The organism is Sphingosinicellaceae bacterium (assembly GCA_019285715.1).
Taxonomy (GTDB): Bacteria; Pseudomonadota; Alphaproteobacteria; order Sphingomonadales; family Sphingomonadaceae; genus Glacieibacterium.
This window is the reverse complement of record CP079108.1, coordinates 307,004-323,978: the sequence shown is the minus strand read 5'-3', so window position 1 is coordinate 323,978 and position 16,975 is coordinate 307,004. Positions and strand designations below refer to the sequence as shown.

At 68.8% G+C, this 16,975-nt stretch carries 18 protein-coding genes; 8 read left to right on the top strand and 10 right to left on the bottom strand.

Features of this window, described 5'->3' with window-relative positions; translation table 11 throughout:
* Positions 1-7 precede the first annotated feature (7 nt).
* Complete coding sequence (locus KX816_01620; GenBank protein QXQ06795.1) at positions 8-748, bottom strand: hypothetical protein; 741 nt, start codon at positions 746-748, stop codon at positions 8-10.
* Positions 749-1,014: 266 nt separating this feature from the next.
* On the opposite strand from KX816_01620, the gene KX816_01615 reads away from it, so the two are divergent.
* From KX816_01615 to KX816_01600, 4 genes are read left to right on the top strand one after another with little or no spacing between them, the layout of a single operon-like run.
* A complete protein-coding gene (locus KX816_01615) occupies positions 1,015-1,458 on the top strand; it encodes a DUF3576 domain-containing protein (GenBank protein QXQ06794.1) in 444 nt (147 codons plus the stop codon).
* A gap of 11 nt (positions 1,459-1,469) precedes the next feature.
* Positions 1,470-4,028 (top strand): leucine--tRNA ligase, encoded by a 2,559-nt coding sequence (gene leuS, locus KX816_01610; protein QXQ06793.1) that lies wholly within the window; start codon positions 1,470-1,472, stop codon positions 4,026-4,028.
* Positions 4,025-4,549 carry a hypothetical protein gene (locus tag KX816_01605; GenBank protein QXQ06792.1) on the top strand — a complete coding sequence of 175 codons (525 nt, stop codon included), beginning with the start codon at positions 4,025-4,027 and terminating at the stop codon, positions 4,547-4,549. The genes leuS and KX816_01605 overlap by 4 nt, the downstream gene beginning before the upstream one ends.
* Positions 4,546-5,580 (top strand): DNA polymerase III subunit delta, encoded by a 1,035-nt coding sequence (locus KX816_01600; protein QXQ06791.1) that lies wholly within the window; start codon positions 4,546-4,548, stop codon positions 5,578-5,580. The genes KX816_01605 and KX816_01600 overlap by 4 nt, the downstream gene beginning before the upstream one ends.
* On the opposite strand, the gene KX816_01595 is transcribed toward KX816_01600, so the two are convergent.
* The 3 genes from KX816_01595 to KX816_01585 are packed head-to-tail and all read right to left on the bottom strand — an operon-like array spanning position 5,577 to position 7,467.
* Positions 5,577-6,002 carry a cupin domain-containing protein gene (locus KX816_01595; GenBank protein ID QXQ06790.1) on the bottom strand — a complete coding sequence of 142 codons (426 nt, stop codon included), beginning with the start codon at positions 6,000-6,002 and terminating at the stop codon, positions 5,577-5,579. The two genes, KX816_01600 and KX816_01595, sit on opposite strands and share 4 nt — an antisense overlap.
* Positions 6,002-6,334 carry a 2Fe-2S iron-sulfur cluster binding domain-containing protein gene (locus tag KX816_01590; protein QXQ06789.1) on the bottom strand — a complete coding sequence of 111 codons (333 nt, stop codon included), beginning with the start codon at positions 6,332-6,334 and terminating at the stop codon, positions 6,002-6,004. Before KX816_01590 ends, KX816_01595 begins: the two co-directional genes overlap by 1 nt.
* Entirely contained in the window at positions 6,331-7,467 is a 1,137-nt protein-coding gene (locus KX816_01585; protein QXQ06788.1) for a cysteine desulfurase, read from the bottom strand. Before KX816_01585 ends, KX816_01590 begins: the two co-directional genes overlap by 4 nt.
* 60 nt (positions 7,468-7,527) lie before the next feature.
* Between KX816_01585 and KX816_01580 the strand changes: the two genes are divergently transcribed.
* Positions 7,528-8,163 carry an alpha/beta hydrolase gene (locus tag KX816_01580; protein QXQ06787.1) on the top strand — a complete coding sequence of 212 codons (636 nt, stop codon included), beginning with the start codon at positions 7,528-7,530 and terminating at the stop codon, positions 8,161-8,163.
* Positions 8,164-8,175: 12 nt separating this feature from the next.
* Here KX816_01580 and KX816_01575 read toward each other — a convergent pair whose 3' ends face one another.
* Complete coding sequence (locus tag KX816_01575) at positions 8,176-8,721, bottom strand: GNAT family N-acetyltransferase (GenBank protein QXQ06786.1); 546 nt, start codon at positions 8,719-8,721, stop codon at positions 8,176-8,178.
* A 320-nt stretch (positions 8,722-9,041) separates the two neighbouring features.
* Here KX816_01575 and KX816_01570 point away from each other — a divergent pair, with 320 nt between their 5' ends.
* Positions 9,042-9,209 carry a hypothetical protein gene (locus KX816_01570; protein ID QXQ06785.1) on the top strand — a complete coding sequence of 56 codons (168 nt, stop codon included), beginning with the start codon at positions 9,042-9,044 and terminating at the stop codon, positions 9,207-9,209.
* Positions 9,210-9,284: 75 nt separating this feature from the next.
* On the opposite strand, the gene KX816_01565 is transcribed toward KX816_01570, so the two are convergent.
* A complete protein-coding gene (locus tag KX816_01565) occupies positions 9,285-10,370 on the bottom strand; it encodes an anhydro-N-acetylmuramic acid kinase (protein QXQ06784.1) in 1,086 nt (361 codons plus the stop codon).
* A 92-nt stretch (positions 10,371-10,462) separates the two neighbouring features.
* Between KX816_01565 and KX816_01560 the strand changes: the two genes are divergently transcribed.
* Together KX816_01560 and KX816_01555 are read left to right on the top strand one after the other, a co-directional pair.
* Complete coding sequence (locus KX816_01560; protein ID QXQ06783.1) at positions 10,463-11,836, top strand: glutamate--cysteine ligase; 1,374 nt, start codon at positions 10,463-10,465, stop codon at positions 11,834-11,836.
* A 54-nt stretch (positions 11,837-11,890) separates the two neighbouring features.
* Positions 11,891-13,240: a glycoside hydrolase family 27 protein gene (locus KX816_01555; protein ID QXQ06782.1), complete on the top strand. Its 1,350-nt coding sequence runs from the start codon at positions 11,891-11,893 to the stop codon at positions 13,238-13,240.
* A 22-nt stretch (positions 13,241-13,262) separates the two neighbouring features.
* Here the strand turns inward: KX816_01555 and KX816_01550 are convergent, their stop codons facing one another.
* From KX816_01550 to KX816_01535, 4 genes are read right to left on the bottom strand one after another with little or no spacing between them, the layout of a single operon-like run.
* The gene (locus tag KX816_01550; protein ID QXQ06781.1) at positions 13,263-14,567 is read right to left on the bottom strand and encodes an acyl-CoA dehydrogenase family protein; all 1,305 of its coding nucleotides are present in this window, start codon (positions 14,565-14,567) and stop codon (positions 13,263-13,265) included.
* The gene (locus KX816_01545; protein QXQ06780.1) at positions 14,567-14,950 is read right to left on the bottom strand and encodes a hypothetical protein; all 384 of its coding nucleotides are present in this window, start codon (positions 14,948-14,950) and stop codon (positions 14,567-14,569) included. Before KX816_01545 ends, KX816_01550 begins: the two co-directional genes overlap by 1 nt.
* Before the next feature lie 2 nt (positions 14,951-14,952).
* Entirely contained in the window at positions 14,953-15,930 is a 978-nt protein-coding gene (locus KX816_01540; GenBank protein ID QXQ06779.1) for a phosphotransferase family protein, read from the bottom strand.
* 22 nt (positions 15,931-15,952) lie between these two features.
* Complete coding sequence (locus KX816_01535) at positions 15,953-16,726, bottom strand: SDR family oxidoreductase (protein QXQ06778.1); 774 nt, start codon at positions 16,724-16,726, stop codon at positions 15,953-15,955.
* Positions 16,727-16,975: the final 249 nt, after the last annotated feature.

The window sequence follows — 16,975 nt, the reverse complement described above, 5'->3', positions numbered from 1 at the left end:
GCGCCGCCTAGAAGCTGACGGCGGTGCCCAGATAGACAGACTTGTCGGCGCTGTCGGTATCGACGAGGCTCGGCGAGACCGGCGCCAGCTTGTAGCGCACGCCGCCAGACAGCGACACGCCGGGCCGCAACGAGTAGGCACCGCCAAGATCGACCGAATACCGGCGCTCGAGCGGCGACAGCAGCAACGGCGAGCCGGTCTCGGCAGCGACCTGGAACGCCGTCTTCCAGTTGCGGCCATGATAGCTGAGGCCGGCATCGACGGCCTCGCGGCGGTTCGGTCCGAGCGCGGTGACCGGCGAATCGATGCGCGAATATCCGCCACTGACCGCAAAGCCGTGCCACGCGACCGACATGCCGACATTGTAGGCGGCAGGCGCGACGGCGAAGCTTTCGACCGGCACGACCCGCGACGCATCGGTCGAGGCGGCGACGACGCGCGAGGTGACGCCGAGCGTTACGGCACGTCGGGCGCTCTGGCCCGAAGGCGTGAAACGGAAGGCGCGGTCGACGGTGTCGAGGCGCGCGGTCGAAGCGCCGCGGCCGGGCGCGGTGAACGTAAAGCGGGCGCTGTCGATCAGCGGCGGCGAGAAGGGCGTCAATCCCGCAGCCCGCAGCCGGTCGCTGTCGGCGTTCATCGTGGCGCGCAACGGCATCGTCGCAGCGCGGGAGGACTGGCGAGCCGGGACCTTTGCCGCCAAAACGGCGCACGGAACCGTCGCGGCGAAGATCGCTGCTATGCCGGTCAATCCGGCGGTCCTGAATACACCCCTGTTCATAGGTTCTGCCCACCTATCAGGCGAATCGCGCCCGCCCAACACATAACGGCCGCGCGTTACAAAAGTCCTCGATCCGGCGTCGGTTTCTTGCCAATTGTGGTGTGCGGCACACAGTCGCTCGCGGATACGACCGCAAGATCAGGTTCCACGCCGCTCGTGCAGCCCCTCTCAGCGAGGCTTTGCGCCTTGGGCACGTGCCCCCTATAAGCCGCCACACAGATTTTCGGGAGTGGGCGATGCGCGGGTTGCGGGCGACGATATTGGTAGCGGCCGCGGGCCTCGCGCTGGCAGGCTGCCACCACAAGAACAAGAAGGTCAGCACGGCAGGCCAGCTCGCCCCGGCGCGGATGTCGACGATCGGCGTCAACTCCTACCTGTGGCAGGCGACACTGGAGACCCTGAGCTTCATGCCGCTGGCGACGGTCGATTCCAACGGCGGCGTCATCGTTACCGATTGGTATGCCAACCCGCAGGTGCCGAACGAGCGCGTCAAGGTGTCGGTGACCATCCTCGATACCGAGCTGCGTTCCGATGCGATCAAGGTCTCGGCATCGCGCCAGCAACTTGCCGCGAGCGGCTGGGTCGAGGCGCCGGTTCGCGCCGGCACCGTCCAGAAGCTCGAGGAGACCATCCTCAGCCGCGCCCGCGACCTGCGTCGCGGCCAGATGAATCCGGGCTGACCGGCGCCTAGATGACGCCGCGGTTCGACTTCAGGGCGGCGGAAGCCCGCTGGCAGGCGGCGTGGTCGAAGGCCGGCACCTTCCACGCCGACGACGCTTCGCCCAAGCCCAAGACCTTCATCCTGGAGATGTTCCCCTATCCATCGGGGCGCATCCACATGGGTCACGTCCGCAACTACACGATGGGCGACGTCATCGCGCGCGTCCGCCGGATGCAGGGCATGGAGGTCCTCCACCCGATGGGCTGGGACGCCTTCGGCATGCCCGCCGAGAACGCCGCGATGGAACGCGGCGTCCACCCCGGCGCGTGGACCCGGCAGAACATCGCCGCCATGCGCGGCCAGCTGCAGCGTCTCGGCTTCGCGCTCGACTGGAGCCGCGAGCTGGCGACCTGCGAGCCCGATTACTACGGCCACGAGCAGGCGCTATTCCTCGACCTGCTCGAGGCCGGGCTGGTCACGCGCAAGCTGAGCGCGGTCAACTGGGACCCGGTCGACATGACCGTGCTGGCCAACGAGCAGGTCGTCGACGGCAAGGGCTGGCGTTCCGGCGCGACCGTCGAGCGCCGCCAGCTGAGCCAGTGGTTCCTGAAGATCACCGATTTCGCCGACGAACTGCTGGACGGCCTCGGCACCCTCGACGCCTGGCCCGACAAGGTCCGGCTGATGCAGGAGAACTGGATCGGCAAGTCGCAAGGCCTCCGCTTCACCTTCCAGCTGGCCGAGCAGCCTCACGCCGACGGCGACCTCTCGGCCGAGAGCGGCGCGGCGCTGCACGACATCGACTGCGCCCCGCCCGCCAGCTTCGACGTGTTCACCACCCGCCCCGACACCCTGTTCGGGGCGAGCTTTGCCGCGGTCGCTGCCGATCACCCGTTGGCCGCCGCGTGCGCCTCGCGGAACCCCGCGCTGGGCGGCTTCATCGCCGAGTGCCGCGCTGCCGGCACCGCGACCGCCGACATCGAGGGACAGGAGAAGCGCGGCTACGACACCGGGCTGTCGGTTATCCACCCGCTCGACCCGACGCTGCGCCTGCCGGTGTTCGTCGCCAACTTCGTGCTGATGGACTACGGCACCGGGGCGATCTTCGGCTGCCCGGCGCACGACCAGCGCGACCTCGACTTCGCCCGCAAATACGCGCTCCCGGTCCCCCGCGTGGTCACTCCCGAAGGCAAGGCCGAGGATTCGATCGGCGACGAAGCCTACACCGGACCGGGCGTATTGGTGCACTCACACTTCCTGAACGGCATGACCGTCGACGAGGGCAAGCGTACCGTCATCGCCCGCGCCGAGGCCGAGGGCTGGGGCACCGGGACCACCGTTTGGCGCCTGCGCGACTGGGGCGTGTCGCGCCAGCGCTACTGGGGTACGCCGATCCCGGTCATCCACTGCCCGACCTGCGGCGCCGTGCCGGTGCCGCGCGCCGACCTGCCGGTGGTGCTGCCCGAGGACGTGACCTTCGAAATGCCCGGCAACCCGCTGGAGCGCCACCCGACCTGGAAGCATGTCCAGTGCCCGGTCTGCGACCAGCCGTCGCTCCGCGAAACCGACACGCTCGACACCTTCGTCAATTCGTCGTGGTATTTCATCCGCTTCGCCAGTGCGCCGACCGGCAAGGCGTTCAACCGCGCCGTCGCCGACCAGTGGCTGCCGGTGGCGCAGTATATCGGCGGCGTCGAGCACGCGATCCTGCACCTGCTGTATGCCCGCTTCTGGACCCGCGCCCTGCACCGCATCGGGCAAATCGGCGTCACTGAGCCGTTTGCCGGGCTGTTCACGCAAGGCATGGTCACCCACGAGACCTACCGCGCCGGCGACCGCTGGCTCGAACCCTCGGAAGTCGCGGGCGGCATCGTCACCGCGACCGGCGAGCCGGTGACTGTCGGCCGCGTCGAGAAGATGTCGAAGTCGAAGAAGAACACCGTCGATCCCGATGCGATGATCGACCGCTACGGTGCCGATGCCGTGCGCTGGTTCATGCTCTCCGACTCGCCCCCCGAGCGCGACTTGGCGTGGTCCGAGGCCGGCATCGAGGGCGCTTGGCGCTTCGTCCAGCGGGTATGGCGACTGGCCGGTTCGCGTGCCGAGACAGCGGGCGAGAACGACGGCCTGACCCGCTTCGCCCACCGCACCGTCGCCGCGCTCAGTGCCGACCTCGACAAGCTTCAGTTCAACAAGGCCGTCGCGCGCCTCTACGAGTTTGCCAATACGCTGGAAAAGGCCGCCCCGAGCGCCGCGCGCACTGATGCGATCCGGACCTTCATCCTGTTGCTGTCGCCTATGATGCCGCATCTTACCGAGGAGGCCTGGGCCGCAACCAGGGCCGAGGGGCTGATCGCGGACGCCGCATGGCCGGTCGCCGACCCGGCCCTGCTTGAGGACGATTCGGTGGTCATTGCGGTCCAGATCAACGGCAAGTTGAAGGACACGGTGTCGATCGCCAAGGGCCTGCCGCGCGGCGACGTCGAGGCGATTGTGCTCGATCTCGACAAGATCCGGCGCGCGCTCGACGGCAAGCCGCCACGCAAGATTATCGTCGTGCCCGACCGTCTGGTAAACCTCGTCGCATGAAGCCGTTCGCACCCGTCCTCGCCCTGCTGCTGCTAGCCGGCTGCGGTCTCCAGCCGGTCTATTCGGGCGGCAGCCGAGGTACTGTCGGCACCGCATTGTCCGACATCACCGTCGCGACGATCCCCGACCGCTCGGGCTTCCTCGTCCGCAATGCGTTGATCGAGCGGCTCGGCACGACCAGCGACACCCCGCACCTGAGGCTCGAGGTCGAGCTCGATGACCAGATCATCGGCTTCGGTATCCGCGGCGACAACTCGATCGCGCGTGAGCGGCGGACGCTCCGCGCGCGCTACCGTGTCGTCAGCATCGCCACCGGTGCGGTGTTGCTCGACGCGACTGCGGGCTCCGACGCCGGCATCGACCGTGTCAGTTCGGACTATGCCGTCGTCGCTGCGGAGACGAGCGCGCTCGACCGGCTGACGGTCGAGGTGGCGCGGCAGATCACCGCTCACATCGCCGAGGTCGCGCGGGTCGGGCAGCTTTATCCGGCCGCAACCGCTGCCGGCCCTCCGACGCCGTGAAGGCCGACCGGTCGCGCATCGGGGCTGCGACCACCCGCCTCGACCCGGCGGTCCGTCTCGTCCTCCTCCACGGCTACGACGACTCGGCGACACGCGAACTGGCCGACCGCATGGCGCGCCAGTTCCAGGATGCCGGCAATCCGCTGGCGGTCGAGAGCTTCGCCGCATCGGTCCTCGCCAAGGACCCCAACGCGCTCGCCGCCGCTGCCGCCGCAGTGTCGATGTTCGGCGACCGCACGCTGGTCCGCGTCGACGGCGCGGAGGAGGACACGCTGCCGGCGGTTACCGCCGTCCTCGACGGCCCCGGCGGCGGCAACCCCGTGATCGTCGTCGCCGGTGCACTCAAGAAAACCTCGAAGCTGCTCGCTCGCGTCGAGGCCGACCCGCACGGCCTCGCCTACGGAATCCCCGAGGCGCGGCCCGGTGACGTTGCCGGACTAGTCGAGGAGGCCGGGCGCGACTTCGGTGCGCTGCCGGGGCGGGGCGCGGCGCGAGCCCTGTTCGATGCCTGTGGCGGCGACCGCGCGGTACTGCGCCGCGAACTCGAGAAGCTGGCGCTTTACCTCGACGCGACGCCCGACAAACCGCTGACCTTCGAATTAACCGACCTTGCCGCGATCGGAGCCGACGTCGGCGATGCCGAACTCGGCGCGCTCGTCGCCGGGGTCGCGGGTGGCGACGCGGCGGCGGCCGACCTCCAGCTCAACCGGCTGGCGGCGCAGAACGTTGCCGCGATCCAGATCGTCCGCGCGGTGTCCCGGCGCTTCTGGACGCTGCTCGACCTCCGCGCCGCGGTCGATGGCGGGGCCAGCCCGCAGAGTGCGGTCGAAGGCGCTCGCCCACCGGTGTTCTGGAAGGACAAGCCTGCGCTGATGGCCGAGTTGGCGCGCTGGCGGACCCCAATGGTGCGGTCGGCACTCGCCCGGTTGCTGGGGGTGGAGCGGGCGATCAAGCGGTCCGGCAGCGCTGGCGAGGTACTCGCAACACAAGCGCTGCTCGGGCTGGCCGTGCAGGCAGCCGGACGCCGCTAGCCCGGCGCCCACCCCGGCGGCGCCAGCTCGAACCCGTCGAAGCTGAACCCCGGCGACACCAGGCACGACACCAACGTCCAGCCCGCGCTCGCCTCGGCCGCCTGCCATTCGCCCGGCTCGATCCGCAGTTGCGGTTGCTCACCCGCCGCAATATCGACCCCGTGCCACGCCGACCGCACCGGCCCCGCGTCACTCGCCGCCCTGTCGAGCCGCAGCGGCGACCCGGCGTGGAACAGCCAGATCTCGGTCGCATCGACCTTATGCCAGTGCGAGCGCTGCCCAGCCTCGAGCAGGAACAGGATCGTCGTCGCCGCCGCGCGTTCGCCTGCGGCCGTCGGTGCGCGCCACGTCTCGCGGTACCAGCCGCCCTCTGGGTGGGGCTGCAGGCCGAGGCTGGCGATCAACGTCCGCGCGTCCGCCATCAGTGCGACATGTCCACCGACCCGCCGGGCATGCGGACCTCGAGGCTGTCGAGGCTGTCGCTCAGCCAGATCTGGCACGCCAGGCGCGACGTCCGCGTCACCCCGAACGCGAAATCGAGCATGTCCTCCTCCTCTTCGCTGGCGCGCGGCAGGTTGGCGAAGTCAGCGGGGGCGACGACGACGTGGCAGGTCGAGCACGCCATCGCGCCCTCGCAGGTGCCCTCCAGCGGTTGATCGTTGGCCTGCGCCAGATCGAGCAGGCGCGTGCCGGCGGCCCCCGTGGCCTCGACGGACTTGCTGCCATCCGATGACAAGAAACGGACTTTAGTCACGCGGCCGCCGGACGCCGCAGCCGCGCTACGACGATATTGAGTTCAGCGATCGCGGCATCGATCTCGGCCTCTGTGGTAAAGCGTCCACAGCCGATCCGCAGGCTCGACCGGGCCGCCGCCGCATCCAGCCCGAGCGCTGCCAGCACATGGCTCGCCCGTCCCCCCGCGCTGGCGCAGGCCGACCCGCTCGATACCGCGATCCCGCGTAGCGCCGGCAGCAGCCGCGCCCCGTCGACCCCGTCGAAGCTGAGGTTGAGGTTGCCCGGCCAGCGCTGCGTCATGTTGCCATTGATCCGGAAACCGGGGTCGAGCCCGTCGAGCAGCCGGTCGCGCAACGCTGTCGCGCGGGCCTCGTCCGCTGCCATCTCCGCGCGCGCAATCCGCGCGGCCTCGCCTATTCCGACGCACAATGCCGGGGCCAATGTCCCCGAGCGCCCGTCCTCCTGTCCGCCGCCGTGGAGCAGCGGCGTCAGCGCGATCCCCGCCCGCCGGTACAGCGCGCCGATGCCCTTGGGCCCATAGATCTTGTGCGCGGTCAGGCTCAGCAGGTCGACGGCAAGCTCGTCGACCGCGCAAGGCAGCTTGCCAAAGCCCTGCGCCGCGTCGCAGTGCATCAGTGCTCCGGCGGCATGCGCGAGGTCGGCGATGGCGCGCACCGGTTGGATCACCCCGATCTCGTTGTTGACCAGCATCGCCGAAACCAGCGCGACGTCGTCCCCCATCGCTGCCGCGACGTCCGCGAGGTCGACCAGCCCGTCTGCCTGCACCGGCAGCACCGTGACCTCCGCCCCGACACTCTCGAGATAGGCCGCCGTCGCCAGCACGCAGCTATGCTCGGTCGCCAGCGTGACGATGCGGCGGCGGGTCTGGCCCGGCGCGGTCAGCACGCCCTTCAGCGCCCAATTGACCGATTCCGTCGCGCCGCCGGTGAAGGTCAGCGTCTCCGGCGGCGCCCCGAGCAGCCCTGCCACATGGCCTCGCGCCACCGCGACCGCGGCGTTCGCCTCGAACCCCCACCGGTGCGGCGAGTGCGGATTGCCGAAGCGATCCACCCCCCACGGACGCATCGCCGCATCGACCGCGGGGTCGAGCGGCGTCGTCGCGCCGTAGTCGAGATAGATGGGACGTTCCATGATCAGCGTTCATGCCTATATAGCGTGCAACCGATCCCATCCGCTATTCCGTGAGAACCGATGCCCGACGTTATCTTTGCCGGCCCCGAAGGCCGCCTCGAAGGCCGTTACCAGCCCGGCCCGCGCCCGCGCGCACCGGTCGCCATCCTGCTCCAGCCGCATCCGCAGCAGGGCACGATGAACCACCCCATCGTCATCGCGCTGTATAACAGCTTCGTGCGCCGCGGTTTCGCGACGCTGCGCTTCAACTTCCGCGGCGTCGGCCGCAGCCAGGGCGTCTTCGACAACGGCATCGGCGAGCTGAGCGACGCCGCCTCCGCACTCGACTGGATGCAGCAGTTCAACCACGAGGCCTCGCAGACCTGGGTCGGCGGCTATTCGTTCGGCGCGTGGATCGGCATGCAGCTGCTGATGCGTCGCCCGGAGGTGAAGGGCTTCATCTCGATCGCCCCGCCGGCGAACATGTACGACTTCACCTTCCTGGCGCCGTGCCCGTCGAGCGGCATCATCGTCGACGGCGAGGCCGACGAGGTGGTCACCGGCATCTCGGTCCAGAAGCTCGTCGATAAGCTCAAGACCCAGCGCCACATCACCATTGACCACGAGACCATCCCCGGCGCGAACCATTTCTTCGAGCACGAGATGGTCGAGCTGATGGCGGTGGTCGACGCTTACCTCGACAAGCGCGGGGTCTAGCCGGAGGCGCGGTCAGCCGACCAGTCGCGACAGCACTGGCCAGCCATAGGCGACCTCGTTGAGCGTCGCGCCGCGCCACTCGTCCTGTCGCGCGCCCACGACCGCGCCGCCCAGCGACTCGTAGAAGCGGAGCGCCGCCGTGTTCTCGCGCAGAACCCAAAGCGTCAACCCGGCGTGGCCCTGTTCTGAAAGCGCCTGGGCCATGTGGCTCATCATCGAGCGGCCGAGGCCAAGATGCTGGTGTGACCGCAGGACGTAGATCGCGCCGATCTCGCCGGTGAAACCGCGCTCGGCCAGCACCTCATCGCGTTGCGCGGCGTACGAGCCGAAGCCGGCGAGGCGACCCTCGTCTTCGGCAACGAGGACCGACGGCCCGCCGGATGCCGGCCCGCCGCCGAGGACTTCGCTCCACATTGCGGTTCGGATCTCGACCGTCAGGCTCGCCAGCATCGCATCGGGCAGGATGCCGGCGTACGTCTCCTGCCACGAGGCGACGTGCACCGCGCCCAGCGCGGCGGCATCGCTCAAGGTTGCTGCACGAAGCCGTATGCCGTTCACGAATATCCTTTCGGCAGGCCCGGAATGCCGTCGTGCCGGTTGCGGGCCGGTGCCCGCTGGACCAGCATATGGCTGGGTTTGCATCGACCGCTGCACCAAATTCGTCGAGTACAGTCGCCGAGGAAGATGTCATTGGCCGACAGTGTCGCTGCCGCGCTCAATCTCGCATTTTGCGTGCCTGCCGCCGCACAGGGTACGGCTCCGGTCGCGGTCATCGATCATATCGCGCTTTCGGTGGCGAATTTGGATACGAGCGTCGCGTTCTACCGGGACGTCTCGGCTTCACGGAGGGGCCGGCACCTTTCCCGATCGCGCGCTTGATGAAGATGGGCAACCGCATGCTCCTCCACATGGTCAGCGGCCGCAAGCAGCCAATCAACGAGTCGCGCTGGACCCATTTCGCGTTGGCGTGTGCAAACATGGACGCGATGATCCTCAGCCTGGACGCCAGCACATCCCGTGGTCGGACATCGAGGGCCGGCCGGTGACGGTCCGCCCCGAGGGGGTCAAGCAGACCTTCGTGCGCGATCCGGACGGCTACTGGATCGAGATCAACGACGCGCTCAGGTCGCGGAGCTGACCACGCCCCCGCTGACCGGCTCACGCACGCCCGTCGTCTCGGGCCAGCTCGTCGGCTTGCCCCCGAGCACGCGCACCGCGAGCCACGCGAAGGCCTGAGCTTCAAGCTCGTCGCCTTGCCAGCCGACCGCCTCGACAGGCTCGCAGGGCACGCCGGTGCGCTCCGCCAGCACCCGCATCAGTGTCGCGTTGTGGCGGCCGCCGCCGGTGATGAGAAGGCGGTGCGGGGACTGGGCGACGTGACCGAGGGCCAGCGCTACTGTCGCGGCGGTGAACGCGGTCAGGGTCGCGGCACCGTCGGCGGCGCTTAGCCTGCGCACGGCCTGCACGTCCCACGCGCCGCGGTCGAGCGACTTGGGCGGTGCGAGGTCGAACCACGGGTTGTCGAGCATCGCGTCGAGGACAGCGTCGTGGACCGCTCCCGTCGCCGCCAGCGCACCGCCCTCGTCGCGGTCGGCCCCCGTCGTGGCGCGGATCCAGTCGTCGATCGGGGCATTGCCCGGCCCGGTGTCGAAGCTGAGCCAGTCACCCTCGCCGAACCACGTCAAATTGCCGACGCCTCCGAGATTGAGCACCCCGAGCGGGCGCTCCAGCCCCGCCGCCAAGGCCCGGTGATAGCCCGGCGCGAGCGGCGCGCCCTGCCCCCCCGCGGTGACGTCGGCCGAACGGAAATCGTTGACGACGCGGATGCCGGTGGCCCGCGCGAGCAATGCGCCGTCGCCGATCTGCCACGTCCAGCCGCGCTCGGGCCGGTGCGCGATGGTCTGGCCGTGAAAACCGACCACACCGACATCCGAGGCCGCAGTGCCGGTCGCCTCGAGCAGTGCCTTGACCGCCGCGGCGTGGGCCAGCGTCAGGTCGCGGGCGACCGCGTCGATGGCCACGTCGGGGCCGGGCCGCTCCATTCCCAGCGCAGTCGCGCAGGCTTCGCGCAGCCGCTCGCGCATCGCGTCGTCGTACGGCGTGAAGACGAAACCGAGGCGCCGGTTGTGGCTCTCGCCGTCGGTCTCGATCAGCGCCGCGTCGATGCCGTCCATCGAGGTGCCCGACATCAGGCCGACTGCAAGCATGAACTCTTCCTCCCCTCGTCTTCGGCCCGGCCATCGGCGAGCCAAGCGAGGCTCAATTGCGCCCGCCGAAATGCCCGGCTAAGCGAGCCGCCATGAGCAATCACCTGAACGAGCTCGGCGACGACGCCCCGATCGAAAGCCGCAGCCAGCTTATCGCTGTGTTCGAGAAGGGCAACAAGCCCGCCGACCAATGGCGGATCGGCACCGAGCATGAGAAATTCGTGTACCGAACCGCCGATCACCGCGCCCCCTCCTACGAGGAGCCCGGCGGCATCAAGGACCTGCTCGCCGGCATGACCGCGTTCGGCTGGGAGCCGGTCCTCGAAGGCGGCAAAGTGATTGCGCTGAAGGGGGCCGACGGTGCGATCAGCCTCGAGCCGGCCGGGCAGTTCGAACTGTCGGGCGCACCGCTTGAGAGCATCCACGACACCTGCGCCGAGTCGAACCGCCATCTGAAGCAGTGCCGCGAGATCGGCGACCGCCTCGGGCTCGGCTTCCTCGGGCTCGGCTTCTGGCCCGACAAGGCCCGCGCCGAGCTGCCGGTGATGCCCAAGGGCCGCTACGAGATCATGCGCGCGCACATGCCGCGGGTCGGCGGGCTCGGCCTCGACATGATGCTGCGGACCTGCACCATCCAGACCAACCTCGACTATGCGTCGGAGGCCGACATGGTGTTGAAGTTCCGGGTCTCGATGGCGCTGCAGCCGCTCGCTACCGCGCTGTTTGCCAACTCGCCGTTCACCGAGGGCAAGCCCAACGGCTTCCGCAGCTTCCGCAGCCACATCTGGACCGACACCGACCCGCACCGCACCGGCACGCTGCCGTTCGTGTTCGAGGACGGCTTCGGCTTCGAGCGCTACGCCGACTACGCCCTCGATGTGCCGATGTACTTCGTCTACCGTGACGGCAAGTACATCGACGCCGCAGGCCTCAGCTTCCGCGACTTCCTGGCCGGCAAGCTCAGCGTGCTGCCCGGCGAGAAGCCCAAGGTCAGTGATTGGGTTGATCATCTGTCGACCGCCTTTCCCGAAGTCCGGATGAAGTCGTACCTTGAGATGCGCGGTGCCGACGGTGGTCGCTGGGACCGCATCTGCGCGCTGCCGGCCTTGTGGGTCGGGCTGCTCTACGATGCCGACGCGATGGCTGCCGCGTGGGACCTGTGCAAGGCGTGGACGCCCGCCGACCATGTGCGCCTTCGCGACGAGGTACCGACGCTGGCGCTGAAGGCCGCGAGTCCGAACGGCGGCACGCTACAGGATCTCGCCAAGCACGTGCTCGCGGTCGCCGACGCCGGCCTTGCCCGCCGCTCCCGCCTCAACGGCGCGGGTGACACTGAACAGGGTTTCCTCAGCCCCCTCCACGAGATCGCCGCGAGCGGGCTGACCAACGCCGACCGTATGCTGGAGGCCTACCACGGTCGCTGGAACGGCGATGTCGGCGCGGTCTACGCAGAGGAAAGCTACTAGCGCGACGGTGCGTTTCGACCGCCCGCCCATCAAGTCGGCAAGAAGAAGAAATTCATGCAGGCCACACGGCGCGAGATATTGACAGCGGTTACCGCTGCAACCGCCGCTTCGGTGTTGCCAAACCCCGCGCGTGGCGCTTCGGTCGGCCCGAGCGGCGAGCTCGCGCCGACGCCGCCGATGGGCTGGAACAGCTGGAACAGCTTCGCGGTCACGATCACCGAGGCGCAGGCCCGCGAAACCGCCGGGATCATGGCGCGCGAGCTGCTGCCGGCGGGCTATTCGGTCTTCACGATCGACCACCAATGGTATGACCCGCATGCCAGCGGCTACACCTACAACACCGACATCCAGCCCGTCATGGACGCCTTCGGCAAGTTCCAGCCCGATCCGGTACGCTTCCCATCGAGCGCGGACGGCAAGGGTTTCGCGCCGCTCGCGGCCGACGTGCACGGCCTCGGCCTAAAGTTCGGCATCCACCGCATGCGCGGCATCCCGCGTGCCGCGGTCGCCACCAATTCGCCCGTCCTCGGTACGTCGCTGCATGCGCGCGACATCGCGGATACGAGCAGCATCTGCTCGTGGAATGTCGACATGTACGGCGTCGACATGGCGAAGCCCGGGGCTCAGGCGTATTACGACGGCGTCTTCGCGGAATACGCACGCTGGGGGGTGGACTTCGTCAAAGTCGACGACCTTAGCCGGCCCTATGACGCGCATACACCCGAGATCGAGGCGATCACGCTGGCGATCGCGCGCAGCGGGCGGCCGATGATCCTGAGCATGTCGCCCGGCGAGACGCCGGTGATCCGCGCCGCACACGCTCGCAACAACGCGCAGATGTGGCGCATCTCCGACGATTTCTGGGACGAGTGGCCGCTGCTCGAGGCGCAGTTCACGCGGCTGGAAAACTGGAATCCCTACATGGGCGACGGCCGCTGGCCCGACGCCGACATGCTGCCGTTGGGGCGGCTCGCCCTCGGCCAGCGCGACACCCGGTTCACCCCCGACGAGCAGCGCACGGTGATGACCCTGTGGTCGATCGCGCGCTCGCCGCTGATCATGGGCGGCGACCTCCGCCATCTCGATGCGCCCACGACGGCACTGCTAACCAACCCGGAGGTGATCGCGGTCAACCAAGCCTCGAGCGCGAACCGCCCGCATTTCATCGAAGATCATACCCGCATCTGGTCGGCCCGCGCGCCGGGCGGCGACTGGTACCTCGCGCTGTTCAACACCGGCAAGGAGCCGCGGGAAGTCGGCATCGAACTCTCCGCGCTCGGCGTAACGGGCGCGGTCTCGGTGCGCGACCTCTGGCAGCGACGCGCCGACGGTTCGGCTCGAGGGCGCGTGGCACGCAGCATCGCGCCGCACGGTGCCGGACTCTATCGCCTGTCAACAGCCTGACCGGTCGAGTGCGCGCCCGCTCCTAGTTCACCGCGATCGGCGTACCGATTTTCCCCTTCTTCGGTCCAAGATAGCCGAACAGGAACGCCGCGACCTTGCGGATCTGGATCTCCTCCGCACCCTCGGTGATGCGGTAGCGGCGGTGGTGGCGGTAGATGTGCTCGAACGGCTTGTGCCGCGAATAGCCGATGCCGCCGTGGACCTGCATGGCGCGGTCAGCGGCCTCGCAGACCAGCCGGTTTGCCCAGTAGTTGCACATGCTGACCTTGTCGCTCAGCGTCCGCTCGACCGCCTTGTGGTCCATGCCGTCCATTTCCCACGCGGTCTTGCGGATCAGCAGGCGCAGCATCTCGCACTGGGTGGCGAGTTCGACCAGCGGCCACTGGATCGCCTGATTGTCCGCCAGCGGCTTGCCGAACGGCTTGCGCTCAAGCGCGTATTTGACGCTCTCCTCGACGCAGAACACCGCAGCGCCGAGTGACGATGCCGCCTGCCGGATGCGGTTCTGGTGGACGAAGCTCTGCCCCAAACCGAGCCCGCGGTCGATCTCGCCCCAATAGGCGTCCTCCGGAATCCAGACGTCGGTGAAGCTGACGCGCGGGTGGTCGGTGGGCATGTTGAAGGTCCACAACCACTCCTCGATCTTCACGCCGGGCGTGTCGGCGGGGACGATGAAGCAGGTGATACCGCGCGCCTCGCCGTCGTTGCCGCTGGTCCGCGCGAAGGTCATGACGTGGGTCGCGACGTGCATACCGGTGGTCCACATCTTCTCGCCGTCGATGCGCCAGCCGGGCTTGCCATCGCGGGTCTCGCGCACGGCCCGCGTCTCCATGAAGGTCGCGTCGGAACCATGGTTCGGCTCGGTCAGCCCGAACGTCGTGCGCATGCTGCCGTCCTGGACCTTGGCGCCATCACGCTCGAACTGCTCCGGGGTCGCAAACTCCTTGAACATCACCACGAACGGATTGTTGCCGACGATCGAGTGCTCGTTCTGGAGGTCGTTGAACAGGCCGAGGCCCTTCGACGCGAGATGCTCGCGGATCACCGCCATCCACAGGTTGGAGCCGCCCTTGCCGCCGTATTCCTGCGGCCATGCAAAGCGGAAGTGGCCCGCAGCGTCCGCCAGCTTGCGGGCTTCGCCGAGCAGTTCCTCCCACTCCGGGCGGGGCAGGCCCTCGTTGTCCCAGTCGGTGCGGGCGTGCTCGCGGCGATGGTCGAAAAAGCGCTCGTTGTCGTCCTTGGCTTGCAGCGGCTTGATCTCGGCCTCGATAAACGCGTCGAGTTCGGCGAGATAAGCGACGAGGTCGGCAGGCAATGCAAAATCCATCAGGCGTCCTTATCGTCGGCAAGAGCGGCACGGTATCCGGAGTATTTCGGCTGGTCGACCGCCACTTTGGCTAGCGTGGTTTTCCACAAATGCTGCGCAGCATCTTCAGTCGTTGGGTCGATTTCGCCTGCGGCAATTGCTGCGGCGAAGGCGGCGTTCAAGTCACCGAGATCACCGTCGCGTCCCAGCAGGTTGCGCAGCCGTACCGCCTCTTCGGCTTCGTCCGCCGGCGCGCGCGCCAGCTGGCGCGCGACAAGATCGACGGCATTTGCAGCGACCCGCGACTGGAACGCCACCAGCGGTGTCGCCTGAGGGATCACCGACTCCCTCAGGAAGGCGGCGACGGCAGCGAGGATCTCGGGCGGTGTCGGCTCGTCCTGCATGATCAGTCCCTCAGCAGCCGCAGCAGGTCGATCTCGGTTTCCGAGGTGCGCCGGGCGATCATGGCGCGCTCGATCGTCGGGTCGGGACCGCGAAATGCTACAGTCATTCCGGCGCACATGATGCCCCAGCGCAGCGTCCCGAAGACCTCCCACCACTTCACCGCGGCGCGGTCGACCGGGTCTCCCCCGGCGCTGGCATAGCCCTCGAACAGGGCTTCGTAGTCGCCGAAACCGCCGACCGGCTTGTCGACCGCGCCGAAGCGCCACGAGTTGACGCACAGCCAGCCGAGGTCCTCCATCGGGTCGCCGACGTGCGCCAGTTCCCAGTCGAGGACGGCGCGGACGCCCTCCGGCCCAATCATCAGATTGCCGTTGCGGAAGTCGCCGTGGACTAGGCGCGGGTGAGCCGGCGGCGCCGGGCAGTGCGCGTCGAGCCAGCGCAGCGCGACCTCGAACACCGGGCGCGGCCAGTCTGCGGCGCGGTAGCCGGCGCGCCACTGCGCGACGAGGTCAGCAGGGTTGAGCCGCTCGAGACTTGGGAATTGGCCCGGGTCGATCTTGTGAAGCCGGGCAAGAACGTCGCCGCACTGGCGCGCCAGTCCGACCGGGGCGGCGGCCTCCTGCTTGACGATGCGCCCGCCGAGCGTCTCGCCCGCGACAAATCCCATGATGAAGCCGTGGCCGAGGCCGTCGGCGGGTTCGAGCACATAGGCGACAGGCGGCACCGGGACGCCTGCGGTCCCCGCCGCCGCGAGCAGTGCCGCCTCGACCTCGAGCCCGACCGTCTGCTCGGAGACGCGGTCGCCTCCGGGCGCACGGCGTAGTATCAACGGCACCGGAGCGTCGCCGCCCTCGACCTCGAAGCGCCAGATCTCCTGCGTCGCTCCGCCCGAGAGACGCTGCAGGTTGGCGACCGAGCGCCCGCCCGGGGATAGGCGGGGTGCCAGCGCGCCCAGCGCCGCCGCGATCTCGGCGGTCATGCTCCGCGACCCACCCAAATCATCAACGCGTCTGGCCACCATCGACCGCGAGCACCGTCCCGGTCAGGAAACTTGCGACCGGGCTGAGCAGGAACGCCGCGACGTTGCCGATCTCGTGTGGGACGCCGAAGCGGCGCTGCGGCACCTCGCGCTTGATCCAGCGGTTCCAGTTGTCGGCGCGGTCGCCGGTCGACTGGCGCTCCCACTCGCCGCCCGGGAAGATGATGTTGCCCGGCGCGATGGTGTTGACCCGGACGCCCTGGGCCGCAACGAGGCGCGCCAATTCCTTCGACAGGTGGTTCATCGCGGCCTTGGCGGTACCGTAGGTCAGCGGTGTGCCGAGCGCGCCGAGGCCGGCGATCGAGCTGATGAACAGCATCGAGCCCTCGCCGCGCGCAGTCAGGCGGCGCAGCACCGGGCGCGCCAGCCGGTAAGCGGAATCGAGGTTCTGGCTGAAGCCGTTGCCCCAAGTCTCGTCGTCGAGGTCGAAGCCCATCGGCGCACCGTCGAGCCCGACGTTGGCGACCGCGCCCCACAACGGCCCGACCTCGGCCTCGACGCGCTCGACAGCGCGGTCGATGACGGCGGAGTCGCGCATGTCGCCGGCCATGGTCCAGACGCGGTCGGCACCGTGCCGGTCCGCCAGCCGGGCGCGCGTCGCCTCGAGGTCGGCCTCGCCGCGCGCCGTGAAGGCGACCCTGGCGCCCTCGCCCAGCAGCGCCTCGACGATGCCCAGCCCGATGCCGCGGCTGCCGCCCGCGACGAAAATCACGCGATCCTTGAGTTGCAGGTCCAAGCCATCCTCCACCAATGTTTCGCGCCTGCATGTACGCATCCCGCCGCGGTTGGAAGCTGCGAGTTTTGAGCAACAGTCCGGAACACAAACGCAGTCCGGCTATTGCGAGTTAGTCGCAGACATGGGAGACGGTCGCGTCAAATTCGAAAAACGGGGACCCTTGCGGTGTTGTTGAGCCGGAATTTCGTGCGGCGCGTGCCCCTCCGCGTGGTGTTGCTGGCCGGTGCCGTCGCCGGCAGTGCCGCCGCG